At 55.4% G+C, this 12,261-nt stretch carries 13 protein-coding genes and 1 pseudogene; 10 read left to right on the top strand and 4 right to left on the bottom strand.

Annotated features, from left to right (window positions below; translation table 11 throughout):
• Positions 1 to 51: 51 nt before the first annotated feature.
• From G7064_RS18400 to G7064_RS18385, 4 genes are all read right to left on the bottom strand, one after another.
• The gene (locus tag G7064_RS18400; protein ID WP_166074730.1) at positions 52 to 858 is read right to left on the bottom strand and encodes a DUF4097 family beta strand repeat-containing protein; all 807 of its coding nucleotides are present in this window, start codon (positions 856 to 858) and stop codon (positions 52 to 54) included.
• A gap of 90 nt (positions 859 to 948) precedes the next feature.
• Complete coding sequence (locus G7064_RS18395) at positions 949 to 1,710, bottom strand: LytR/AlgR family response regulator transcription factor (protein ID WP_166074729.1); 762 nt, start codon at positions 1,708 to 1,710, stop codon at positions 949 to 951.
• Between the two features lie 21 nt (positions 1,711 to 1,731).
• Complete coding sequence (locus tag G7064_RS18390) at positions 1,732 to 2,901, bottom strand: sensor histidine kinase (RefSeq protein ID WP_166074728.1); 1,170 nt, start codon at positions 2,899 to 2,901, stop codon at positions 1,732 to 1,734.
• 70 nt (positions 2,902 to 2,971) lie between these two features.
• Positions 2,972 to 4,108 (bottom strand): TlpA disulfide reductase family protein, encoded by a 1,137-nt coding sequence (locus G7064_RS18385; protein ID WP_166074727.1) that lies wholly within the window; start codon positions 4,106 to 4,108, stop codon positions 2,972 to 2,974.
• 241 nt (positions 4,109 to 4,349) lie between these two features.
• Between G7064_RS18385 and G7064_RS18380 the strand changes: the two genes are divergently transcribed.
• The 10 genes and pseudogenes from G7064_RS18380 (at position 4,350) to G7064_RS22525 (ending at position 12,261) form a co-directional block, all read left to right on the top strand.
• Positions 4,350 to 5,084 carry a YebC/PmpR family DNA-binding transcriptional regulator gene (locus tag G7064_RS18380; RefSeq protein WP_133273487.1) on the top strand — a complete coding sequence of 245 codons (735 nt, stop codon included), beginning with the start codon at positions 4,350 to 4,352 and terminating at the stop codon, positions 5,082 to 5,084.
• A gap of 120 nt (positions 5,085 to 5,204) precedes the next feature.
• Complete coding sequence (locus tag G7064_RS18375; protein ID WP_166074726.1) at positions 5,205 to 5,792, top strand: hypothetical protein; 588 nt, start codon at positions 5,205 to 5,207, stop codon at positions 5,790 to 5,792.
• 226 nt (positions 5,793 to 6,018) lie between these two features.
• A complete protein-coding gene (locus G7064_RS18370) occupies positions 6,019 to 7,086 on the top strand; it encodes a proline iminopeptidase-family hydrolase (RefSeq protein WP_166074725.1) in 1,068 nt (355 codons plus the stop codon).
• 144 nt (positions 7,087 to 7,230) lie between these two features.
• Entirely contained in the window at positions 7,231 to 7,626 is a 396-nt protein-coding gene (gene yiaA / locus G7064_RS18365) for an inner membrane protein YiaA (protein ID WP_133273488.1), read from the top strand.
• Between the two features lie 108 nt (positions 7,627 to 7,734).
• Positions 7,735 to 8,793 carry a 23S rRNA pseudouridine(2604) synthase RluF gene (gene rluF / locus G7064_RS18360; RefSeq protein ID WP_166074724.1) on the top strand — a complete coding sequence of 353 codons (1,059 nt, stop codon included), beginning with the start codon at positions 7,735 to 7,737 and terminating at the stop codon, positions 8,791 to 8,793.
• 188 nt (positions 8,794 to 8,981) lie between these two features.
• Positions 8,982 to 9,533 carry a sugar O-acetyltransferase gene (locus tag G7064_RS18355; protein ID WP_166074723.1) on the top strand — a complete coding sequence of 184 codons (552 nt, stop codon included), beginning with the start codon at positions 8,982 to 8,984 and terminating at the stop codon, positions 9,531 to 9,533.
• A gap of 111 nt (positions 9,534 to 9,644) precedes the next feature.
• A complete protein-coding gene (locus tag G7064_RS18350) occupies positions 9,645 to 10,145 on the top strand; it encodes an RDD family protein (protein WP_166074722.1) in 501 nt (166 codons plus the stop codon).
• A 36-nt stretch (positions 10,146 to 10,181) separates the two neighbouring features.
• Entirely contained in the window at positions 10,182 to 10,637 is a 456-nt protein-coding gene (locus G7064_RS18345) for a DUF1569 domain-containing protein (protein ID WP_166074721.1), read from the top strand.
• A 207-nt stretch (positions 10,638 to 10,844) separates the two neighbouring features.
• A pseudogene (gene bioB, locus G7064_RS18340) lies at positions 10,845 to 11,839 on the top strand (biotin synthase BioB).
• Between the two features lie 170 nt (positions 11,840 to 12,009).
• Positions 12,010 to 12,261 carry a hypothetical protein gene (locus G7064_RS22525; RefSeq protein WP_240935574.1) on the top strand — a complete coding sequence of 84 codons (252 nt, stop codon included), beginning with the start codon at positions 12,010 to 12,012 and terminating at the stop codon, positions 12,259 to 12,261.

Raw genomic sequence — 12,261 nt, 5'->3', positions numbered from 1 at the left:
GCAACGGCGGGCCTTAGGTCCGCCGTTGCTGTGTGTAGTGCTCGGCCGTGCTTACTTCCCGGTCCGATCTATTTTAACGCCCCCGTTGGTAGTCACGGCCTTCACCGGCGCGCCACCCTTGCCGAGAGTGGCGGCAATTTCGCGGCCCAACATACCGTTTTTAGTGATGGGCAAATCTGCTTTTACGCCGCCTATGGAGGTACTAGTGGTAAGGCGGGCCGAGTAGTTTTGCGGTACCTCCCATTTGATGCCGCCATTGGTAGTGGCTATGTCGAGGCCGGTACCGTCCCACTTGTCACCCGTTAGTTTGATGTCGAGGCCGCCGTTGGTGGTGCGGCCTTTCACGTCGCCGCCTACGCCGGCCAACGATACGCCGCCGTTCTTAGTCTCAAAGACGATGGTGCCACGCACGTCTTGCAGGCGAATACCGCCGTTATCTGTATTGAGCGCCAGGCTGGTTTGCTGAGGAACAAATACCTCGTAGCTCACCGCCCACGTGTTGTCGCCGGGGGCTTCGGCCCGCAGGGTGTTATTGGCCGTGCTGATGCGGATGGTAGGAATCTGCTGCCGGGCGGCGGCTTCAGTATCGCCCCAGGCCTGCACCACGGCCCGGATACGCACATCGGGCCCCGACCAGCCGCGCACGGTAATGCCGCCATTCTGCCGCCCGTCGATGGTGAGCGTTTTGCCCCCCAGCGCGGGCATAGTAAGGTCGCGGGTTTCGCAGATGCGCTTCGTGCGTTCGCCGCTGGAGTTGTTGTATTTGCCTTCGCAGGTAGAAGTAAAGGTGGGAGCCGTTTGGGCGGCGGCTGTCAGAGCTGATAAGCTGAGCAGAAATGCGGTGAGCAAGCTTTTCATAGCAAGTGGAAAAGATTGGATTGACACGATTTCCCCATTGACAAGCCACGTTCCCGGAAGGCTGCATTTCGTACGACCTCCTTCATCCTTCTACCCTAGCAAGGGTCGAAGCACATCCGCGTGGCCCCTACTCACGCGCACCGTGCGCCCGCCTTCCAGCGTGGCATAAAAGCCCCCCGAGCCGTCGCGCTCCAGTTCGCGCACCGCGTCCAGCGCTACCAGCACCGACCGATGAATTCGCACAAACTTCTGCGGATCAAGGCGCTGCGCCAGCTGGCTGATTCCCAAATTGCTCAGGTGCTGCTGGTCGGTTCGGGTATGGAGCGTGGCGTAGTCGCCAGCTGCTTCTACCCAGCGAATATCCTGCACGGGCACCGCTATCAGTCGCGCACCCTGCGGCACAAACAGCCGGGCCGGATACGTAGGCGCCACAGCGGCACTGGGGGGCATTTTTGTTTCCTCCAGACGCTGCAACAGGCGCGACAGCGCGGCATCGGAGGCGGGCGCCTGAGCCAACACCCGCTCCACCGCCTGCCGAAACCGGGAGCGGTCGTAGGGCTTCAGCAAATAATCGACCGCACCAGCTTCGAAGGCGCTGAGAGCGTATTGGTCGTAAGCAGTAGAGAAAATAACGCGCGGAATACTGTTTAGCTGAGTCAGCACCTCGAAGCCCGTGCAGCCTGGCATCTGAATATCCAGAAACAGCAGGTCGGGCTGATGCAGGCGAATGGCTTCCACGGCGCTCAGCCCGTCGGCGCACTCCCCCACAATGCTGATTTGGGGAAAGTCGGCGAGGTACTGACGGATGATGGTGCGGGCCGGGGCTTCGTCGTCGATGAGAAGAGTCGTCATAAAAAGAGTGCAGGTCTTCTCTTAAAAAGTGCTTTGTAGCGTAGGCTTGGCAGGAATTTTAATCGGTTCGGCCTCCTTCTGAGCGGGTATTGTCGCAAGTTGCGCAGCTGCTGGCAGCGGCAGCACAAAGCTGACTCGCATCCCGTGGGGGGCATTTTGGGTGATTTTTAACCCTGCCGACCCCAAAGCTAAAAGGCGGGCGTGGGTATTGCGCAGCCCTACCCGGGCACTGGGCATGAGCAGGTCAGACGGCACCTCCTTTATCCCAACGCCTGTATCGGCTACCTCCACGCGCAGCCCCGCGCTTACTCGGCTTACGTGTATCAGCACCATACCGCCCGCCACGCTCGGCGCGAGCCCGTGCCGCACCGCATTTTCTACCAACGGCTGAATCAGCATGGGCGGCAGCAGCTGCGTGTGCAGCGCTTCATCCACCTGAAACGCCACGCTTAGCCGCTCTCCAAACCGCGATTTTTCCAACTCCAGGTAGGAACGCAAAAAGCTAATCTCGTCGCCCAAAGGCAATTGCTCCTGCCGCGAAGCTTCCAGCGCAAACCGAAATGTGTGCGCCAGTCGGGCAATCAGCTCGCGCGTAGTTTCCAGCTCCGGCGGCACCGAGGCGCTGATGGAGTTGAGCGTATTGAAGAGAAAATGCGGATTAATCTGCGCTTTCAGGGCCGATACTTCGCTTTGGTGCGCCTGGACCTGTAGCTGCTGCTCGCGCTGGCTTTGCAGGCGCAGCTGCTGGGTATAGCGAGCCACGTGGAGCAACCCAAACTGCACACAGTAGAATAAGGCCGGAATATACATGTCCCACACCCGCCCGTTGCCACTGATGCCGCTTTCGCCCAGCCAGCCCAATAATGCGTAGTAGCTCACAAACCAGCCCGTAACCCACAATGGCCCTGCTACCAGGTGTACCAGCAGCTTAGTTGACCAGGCTGCTTTATCAAGAGGGGTGCGGAAAAATAGCCACCACACGGGCAGGGTCCAGAGGGCTTTCAGCGGATAGTCAAGCAGGAGTACGCGGCGCAGGTATGAGGGAAAAGCACCCGGATCAAACTCCTGCGAAGCGTAGGCAATGGTAGCCGCATAGAACACGGCGAACACCAGATAAAAGGCTAGAATTGCCACCACGCTTCCTCGGCTGAAACGGGCGGGGGGCAAAGTAGCGATTGGCGAATAAGTCATTAGTAACCTGATAAATAGGCAAGGTCAACTTACGATTTTTTTGGACTCAGCACCCATTTTCCCAGCTTATTTAGGGCAGCAGGGCCGCTAGCTTGGCGGTCAATTCCTCCTTCGGCATCGACTTGCCCAGTATGCGCCCCTGTGGGTCGAGCAGTAGAGTGAGCGGAATGGCCTGGGCCGCGTAGGCTGCTACGGCGGCACTTTTGAAGCCCCGCATATCAGACACTTGCACCCAGGGCAGATTATCAGTCGCAATGGCTTTGAGCCATCTTTCCTGCGACTCATCGAGCGAGACGCCGTACACCTCAAACCCTTTGCTTTTGTACTGCTGATAGAGCTGCACCAAATGCGGATTCTGAGCCCGGCACGGCTTGCACCAGGAAGCCCAAAAATCAATCAGCACGTAGCGCCCCCGCAACGACGATAAGGCAACGGGCTGGCCATCGGGTGCAGGCAGTATCAGTTCGGGCGCCACCTGGCCCACAGCGGTAGCTGCTAGGGCTTTGCGGCGGGCCAGCAGTTCCTGAGTATAGGGCGAAGCAGGCTGCGTTTGGTTAAATACGGAGGTCATCGAATCGACGAAGGCTTCATTTTGCGGCCCACCAACCAGACTCAGAACAGCGTACGGCGCCACGGCCGACGCCGGGTGTTGGCGCACTAGCTCGATGGTGCTAGCAGTCAGTTCAGCAGAGGCCGCTTCCCAGCGGGCGGGCGTCCAGTCCTGTAGCCGGATAAGTTCGGCGGTGCGGGCCGCACGGCGCGCCTGAGCCGTTACCAGTTGTTGCAGCACGGCCGCTTGCGCCGAGCCACTCACCTGTGCTGTACCCAGCAGGTTGGTGGCATCGGCTGTCATTCGCAGCGTAGTTTCGTTATCAAGAAACACGGGCATGGCCTCACCCAATGCACTCACAACCAGCCAGTACACGGCCGGCGCCGGCAATTTGCCCCCCAGCCGAAAGCGCCCCTGCGTATCGACCACGGCCGAATCTACACGGAGGCTTTGGGCATTGGTGAGGTACACCTTCTGGCCCGCCGGCGCATTGAGCAGCGCCCCATTCATTTCGTAGCCAACGGCAACGGCTTCAGCCGGTAGTTGAGTGGGCGCTGAAGTTCGTTGGCAGGCAAGCAGGCTCAGCAACACTAGCAGCGACGCAATTCTCCGGCGCGAAACGAGCGTGGGGGGCTTTTTTTTCGACAGCAATAGCATAGCGAAATCAGGTTAATGGCAGCAGAAACAGTCAAACTTAACCGCCCTGATCTCCTTACTCGGGCAGTTTTCGACTATCAGCAGCAATAGCAGCTAAGTGGCAGCCGCTGCCGCTGAGTGGAAGCTAAATGCACGCAGTTTCCGCAGGCTTGCAATTTGCCCCCCGCCGGGCTTTCCGCTAACTTGCGCCCATTCGGCGCCCCACCCTCGCGCGCCGTCGCACTAAGCATCAATCACTACTATGGGAAGAGCATTTGAATTTCGCAAAGGCCGCAAAATGAAGCGCTGGGACCGCATGTCCAAAGATTTCACCCGCATCGGCCGCGAAATCGTGATGGCCGTGAAGGAAAGCGGCCCCAACCCCGACACCAACTCCCGCCTGCGCGCGGCCATGCAGAACGCCAAGGGCGTAAACATGCCCAAAGACCGCGTGGAAGCCGCCATCAAGCGGGCCAGCAGCAAGGAAGAGAAAGACTATCAGGAGGTTGTATATGAAGGCTACGCACCCCACGGCGTGGCCATTGTGGTAGAAACCGCCACCGACAACCCTGTGCGTACCGTGGCCAACGTGCGCATGTATTTCAACCGCGGCAACGGCGCCCTCGGCACTGCGGGTTCCTCCGATTTTACCTTCACCCGCAAAGGCGTATTCAAGCTAGCCGCCGAGGGCCTCGACCGAGACGAGTTAGAGCTAGAGCTCATCGACTTCGGCGCCGAAGACATCTATGAAGACCAAGAGGAAGACGAGCATGGCAATGTGAAAGAGTTGATTGTGGTAGAAACCGCCTTCACCGACTTCGGTCAGATGCAAAAAGCCCTGGAAGAACGCCACCTCAACGTAGTCGGCGCTCAATTGCAACGTATTCCCAATACCACCGTCACGCTGGAAGGCGACGAGCTGGAGGAAGTAATGAACCTGATTGAGAAGTTTGAGGAGGATGACGACGTGCAGGCCGTGTACCACACGCTGGGCTAAGCTTCACCTGCTGCTTAAGCTGCTGTAGAAACGCGGGTCGCTCTGATGAGAGTGACCCGCGTTTTGTTTTTATTCGGTCAACTCCATCTTCAAATATCCTGCTCTCTACCCCCTTCTAGAATGAATTTTGAATTCGGTGAAATCATCAATCCGTACTTAGAGAAGGCAGACTTTGATCAAGCAATCCAACTTGCCGAAGCTAAGCTCGCTGCGATATCTGCTACGCCATTTCATGCTGTTATTGGCAAATCTTTCTTTGCTCAAGCTCCAAGCCTCTGTTCATGGATTAATAATTTTTACAAAGCCAGTACGGAAGCATTCCCAGTTTGCGCGCTCTATTTTGAGCTGACCGAATTTGATATCAATACTGACGAATGGAGTATTGATGGGCTTGCATATCCGGAAGATGGTGGACTCGAAGACACAGAATGGTTAGCAGAGTCCAGCGAGGTAGCAGTAAGCGAAAGCGCGTTTGTTTTAGAAGGTTGGGAAAGCTTGCAGGAAGCTTTTGAAGATGATAAAATCGATTCGGATGATGAGCAAAACGCTCGCGACTGGTGCGAGCAGCTTATTATTGCCCGGTATATGCAGTTGGTTCGTGCTGCTCACCAGCATGCAAAAGAGCAGGCATTCGCGTGGTCTTCAATCCCAGTTTACTGTACCGAGCATGGCTATGACTTTATCGTTAGATCAAGCAACAAAGGCTAATAGTTTCGCTCCGTCATCGACATACTTCTATGATCTTTCGTTACGGTAAATTTCAGATTAAATCTACCGCTCTCTCTCAAGCGAATATACTTGTCTAAACCCGGGCCGCTCCAAGTTGGGGCGGCTTGTTGTGTTTTGGGAAGAGCCCGAATTATCATTAGGTTTAGCCGTATCGCAGAGCGCTTGATACGCCCTTCGTAACTCACCTTTCCAACCAACGCCACCTATGCTACATCTGAAGAGAATAACGAGTGCTTGCCTGCTTTTCACTGGCCTCTTCAGCGCGGCCTGCTCTACGCCGGCCAAGGAGCAAGAAACAGCAGCGGCAGCGGCTAATAGCTACTTCCAAAGTCAGGAAACAGGCGTGCAGGACGGCGGTGTGCAGGTGATTCCAATTACCACGCCCAAAGGCAAGTTTAACGTCTGGACCAAGCGAGTCGGCAATAACCCGAAGATAAAGCTGCTGCTGCTTAATGGCGGCCCCGGCGCCACCCACGAGTATTTCGAGTGCATGGAAAGCTTTCTGCCGGCCGAAGGCATTGAGTTTATCTACTACGATCAGCTCGGCTGCGGCAACTCCGACAACCCTAAAGACACCGCCATGTGGAGCCTGCCGCGCTACGTGGAGGAAGTAGAGCAAGTGCGCCAAGCCCTGAATCTGAATAAAGACAACTTCTACCTGCTGGGCCACTCCTGGGGGGGCATTTTGGCCGCCGAATACGCCCTCAAATACCAGGATAATCTGAAAGGTCTCATCATTTCCAACATGATGATGAGCGTGCCCGAATACGGCAAATACGCCGACAACGTGTTGGCCAAGCAGATGAAGCCCGAGGTGTTGAAAGAAATCCGGGATATTGAAGCCCGCAATGATTTTCAGAACCCACGGTACATGGAGCTGCTAATGCCCAACTTCTACGTGGAGCACATCCTGCGCCTGCCGCTAGATCAGTGGCCTGAGCCTGTGAATCGCTCTTTTGCGAAGATGAATCAGTCGCTCTACGTGACCATGCAGGGCCCCAGCGAGTTTGGCGTGTCGGGTAAGCTGCTCAACTGGGACCGGACGAAAGACCTACCCAAGCTCACCGTACCGGTGCTATCCATAGGGGGCAAACACGATACGATGGACCCCGAGCATATGCGCCGTATTGCTACTCAGGTGCAGAATGGCACCGCTCTCATTTGCCCCAACGGCAGCCACATGAGCTTCTACGACGACCAGCAAACGTACATGACCGGCCTGATAAAATTTATAAAGGGCGTGGATAAGGGAGAGAAAAAGGTGGCGCTGTAGCTATAGGCTCTTGCTAGATAGCACGATGCAGGCCATTTGGGTTTATTGTGTATGTATTAACTTATAGCTAGGTTTGAATGGCCATGTTTTGACTTGTGCTGGCCGCGGCGTTTGGTTTATTCCTTCTCTCTATTATTGAATAACATGCAAAAGCCCTCAAACGCGTTTATTGCGGCTTCCTGGATAGCCTTGCTGGCGGGCGTCGTTGCGTACAATGTTGGCCTATGGAATGCCAATATGCAGCTCAACGAAAAAGGCTATTATTTCACCGTATTGATGTACGGGCTGTTTTCGGTTATCTCCCTGCAGAAATCGGTGCGCGATCAATTGGAGGGAATACCCGTGACCAACCTGTATTATGGTCTGAGCTGGTTTTCTACGCTGCTTACAATTACGCTCCTCATTATTGGGTTATGGAATGCTACGCTGACCTTAAGCGAGAAGGGATTTTATGCGATGTCGTTTTTGCTGAGCTTGTTTGCGGCCATTGCCGTGCAGAAGAATACCCGCGACAGCCGTGACACTGGCGCACAGCTGTAAATCCCCAACTCTGTCAGGCACGACTTCCCCCATTTTCCTTCCCCGTATCTTTGCGACCCGCCGACACCTTCGGCGGGTCGTTTTTTTCTGGCCTTCAACTTTGCCCCCATGTCTACCCGTCTCAACAAATACATCAGCGAAAGCGGCGTCTGCTCCCGGCGCGAAGCCGACAAGTTCATTGAGCAGGGCAGCGTGTTTGTGAACGGCAAGCGGGCCAGCATCGGCGACCAAGTGACCGAGAAAGACCGGGTAGTGGTGAACGGTAGCCTCATTGAGCCCCGCGCCCCCGAAGACGCCATTTACATTGCCTTCAATAAGCCCCCCGGCATCACCAGCACCACCGAAACCAGCGTTAAGGACAACATCATCCGCTACATTAAGCATAGCGAGCGGATTTTCCCTATCGGCCGCCTGGATAAAGATTCGCAGGGCTTGATTCTGCTGACCAGCAACGGCGACATCGTCAACAAGATTCTGCGGGCCGGCAACAAGCACGAGAAGGAGTACATCGTGATGGTAGACAAGCCCATTAGCGAGAGCTTTATCGAAGGCATGCGTGGCGGGGTGCCCATTATGGGCATCATGACCCAGAAATGCGAGGTAAAGAAGGAAACCAACTACATCTTCCGCATCACGCTCATTCAGGGAATGAACCGCCAGATCAGGAAGATGTGCGAGCATTTCGGCTACGAAGTGGTGCAGCTAGAGCGCATTCGGGTAATGAACATCACGCTCAAAGGCCTCGGCGTAGGCGACTGGCGCGAACTGACTGAGAAGGAGTTGGAAGGCATCATGAAAATGACTGAAAGCTCATCGGGCACCAAAGAAGCCTCGCTGCCGAAGCGTCGCGTGGGTCCGCCCACTACGGCCTGGAATAGTCGCACAACTCGCTTCAGTGAGGGAGAAAGCGAAGAGCGGCCGGCCCGCAAATCAGCTGGCGCTGGTGCCAAGTCTTCGGCTCGGCCCGCCGCTGCTGGCGCTAAACCTGGGCGCAAACCTGTCTCAGGCAAACCGAAGGTAACGGGCGCCGGAGCAGCTTTTGGTGCAGAAAAGCCCCCCAGAAAGTCAACGCGCCCCAGCGGTCCTGGCTCGAAGCATAAGCCGGCAGCGAAAACGCTTAATCGCGCACCGAAAGGCAACGCTGGGCGTCGGGGCAGCAGCCGGTAAGGGAGTTACGGTATAGTAAGTAGTATATACAAGTAAGCTTTAAAAGGTAGTTAATTGTCTCACAGCAAGAAACGTCATGCCGAGCGCAGCGAAGTATCTCGCTCGTATTCGTTGTTTAGCTTGGCAACATCAGCAGGCAAGATGCTCTGCTCTGCATGACGTTCTTTGCTATCCACATATACTGACTCATGCCTACTGCTCTTGAGCAAATGCTTGCTGGCGAACTGTATCTGGCCAACGACCCGGAACTGGTAGCTGCCCGCCAGCGCGCCAAAGCCCTATGTCACCGCTACAATCAGCAGCCTTTGGAGCTTGACCGCGCCGTGCTGGCCCAGCTATTTGGTTACGAAACAGATGCTTACATCGAGGCTCCCCTGCGCTGCGATTATGGCTTTAATATTCAGCTGGGCCGAAATTTCTACGCCAACTACAACCTCACCATTCTGGATTGCGCGCCGGTACGCATCGGCGATAATGTGTTTGTGGCACCCAATGTGGTGCTGAGCACGGCGGGCCATCCGGTGGAGGCGGGTCCACGCGTGGCCGGTTGGGAATTTGCCCGCCCTATTACCATCGGCGATAATGTGTGGCTGGGCGCAGGCGTCATCGTGTTGCCCGGCGTAACGATTGGCGACGGAACAACCATCGGAGCCGGCAGTGTGGTGACGCGGGACATTCCAGCTAATTCGGTGGCTGTGGGTAATCCGTGTCGCGTGATTCGGTCAGTCGTATCTTCATAAGTTACAAAAACCACTCAAGAAATTGGGGAGCTTTTTGCAGAGGGCTAAGCTATCAGATCGGTCTATTCATTAAGAATAAACCTTTAGCTCACGCTCTACCAATAACTTATAGTGGAACAACTTATTGATAACCAACGAACAGGATTCCGAAGAGTGGTGGCTCTCCTATTCGACGCAATTGTAATTGCAGTGCCCTTCCTATTTATATCTACCAACACGGAAATCAATGAAGAAACCTCTTCAATCTTTAGTGATGCCAGGGTTGTACTGCCGATTCTGTATTCTGTTTTTATGAACTATAGATACGGGCAAACGCTCGGCAAAATGGTCGCGGGTATTAGAGTATCCACTATGGATAAAACAAATACCTTAACGCTGCGCCAAGCTATTCTAAGGGATAGTATTTGGATCGGGTTTGCGGCGCTCAGTCTATCAGGTATAAGTGATAGTCTGCCGATGAGCTTTGCTTTGTGTCTTTCTTTCGCATTTCTATTGTGGCCACTTGCCGATATCATCACAATGCTAGCAAACCCTCAACGTCGAGCTGCGCATGATTTTATAGCAGGTACTGTCGTAGTGAAGGTCACGGCAGATGATAGGGTAATAGCTTAAAATCGGTTATCTTATTCTTTCAGTTATTTAAAACCCATGTCTGCCAGCTTCCTCGACCCTCCTGCCCATAATGCTCTAGTGGCTCGGATCCAGGCTTTAACGCCTGCTAGTCAGCGGCGGTGGGGGCAAATGACCGTGGGGCAAATGCTGGTGCATTGCGCCGATCAGCTACGGGTAAGTCGGGGGGAGAAAGCCATTACTTCCTTGCGGATACCAGGCTTTCTGAAACCCTTGGTAAAGTGGTTTTTTGTCACGCGCCTGAAACGGTTTAAGCCGAACATGCAAACGATGAAGGAGCTGGATGCAAACGCTGGCATGACGCCACCCACCACCTTTGAGGCCGACCGCCAAACGCTGCTCGATCTGCTCGATCCGGCGAAGTATAGTTTGTCTGGGGTGGAGCATCCGGTATTTGGGCATTTGTCGCGTAAGGAGTTTGGGGAGGTTACGTGGAAGCACCTCGATCATCATTTGCGCCAGTTTGGCGTGTAGCGGCTTGCTTCTACTTTGCTGTTGCGCTGAGCGATACAGCTGCGGTTGAGGCCGTACTTTAAATTAGTAGCGCTTGGCTAATGCTGCTTCAGCTGCTTAAACATCATCTCAACCCACTTTCCTCCTTATCTTGCAGTCCGCCTAAGCCGCCATTATGGTGCTGAGCGGACTATTTTTTGCCCCCCGCAACCCTCAACCACCCCCTTCATGCTCCGCACTGACTGGACCCTCGACGAAGTAAAAGCTCTGTATCACCAGCCCGTGCTGGAACTCGTGACCCAGGCCGCGGCCGTGCACCAGGCCAACCAATCGACCGGGGAAGTACAGGTATGTACCCTGCTATCGGTAAAAACCGGCGGCTGCCCCGAAGATTGTTCTTACTGCCCTCAGGCTGCCCGCTACCACACTGGTGTAGAAGTACACGCATTGCTGAAAGATGAAGTGGTGCTGGACGCCGCGCGACGCGCTAAGGACTCGGGCAGCACGCGCTTTTGCATGGGCGCCGCCTGGCGCGAAGTGCGCGACAACCGCGACTTCGACCGCGTGCTGGGCATGGTAACGCAGGTAAACGATATGGGCCTAGAGGTATGCTGCACGCTCGGCATGATCAATGAATACCAGGCTGAGCGCCTGAAGCAAGCTGGCCTCTACGCCTACAATCACAATCTCGACACCAGCGCCGAGCACTACTCTGAAATCATTACCACGCGCACCTACGACGACCGCCTGAATACGCTTGAAAACGTGCGCCAAGCGGGTATTTCGGTGTGCTCGGGGGCATTATTGGCCTCGGCGAAACCGATGAAGACCGCATTGCTATGCTGCATACACTGGCCACGCTGCCTGCTCATCCCGAGTCGGTGCCGGTAAATGCGCTGGTGCCCGTAGCTGGCACGCCCTTGGCCGATCAGCCTCGCGTGAGCGTATGGGAGATGCTGCGCATGATTGCTACCGCCCGCATTCTGATGCCCCGCACGATGGTACGTCTATCGGCAGGTCGGCAGGAAATGCCAGTGAGTGAGCAGGCGCTATGCTTTTTATCGGGCGCTAACTCTATCTTCTCAGGAGAGAAACTATTGACTACCCCGAACCCCGATTTTGACGCCGACAAGCAAATGTTCGCGACGCTGGGTCTGAAGCCGCGCAAGTCGTTCAAAGACATGCCGCAGGGCGCTACGGTGTTGGCAAAAGCTACGGTATAGAATTTCAGGTAGGCAGCTTGTTCTGAAGGGGCCTCACCCCCTAGCCCCCTCTCCTAGGGGAGAGGAGGGACTAGCTTTTAGTTTCTCTAAAATATTAATTTTTAGAGTTAGTTCCCCTTATCCCCCAGGAGAGGGGCTAGGGGTGAGGCCCGTCGTTGAATTCTAGCAAAATGCCCCCCACTCCCCTTCTTCAGCGCCTTGCCCAACAGTTAGCCCAGCGCGAAGCGGCTGGCACCCGCCGTCGCCTCACGGTAGCTGAGCCGGGCCGGATAGATTTTAGCTCCAACGATTACCTTGGTTTGGCTCAAAGCGGCGCTTTGCAGGCAGCACTACAGCAAGCAGTAACTGAAAAAAGCCCCCAGCCGCCGGCAGCACCGGCTCACGCCTACTCACGGGCAACTCGGCGGCGGCTGAAGCGCTAG

The organism is Hymenobacter sp. HDW8, from assembly GCF_011305775.1.
Classification (GTDB): domain Bacteria; phylum Bacteroidota; class Bacteroidia; order Cytophagales; family Hymenobacteraceae; genus Hymenobacter; species Hymenobacter radiodurans.
The sequence above is the reverse complement of the archived record's forward strand: the minus strand, read 5'-3'. Positions and strand labels throughout refer to the sequence as shown.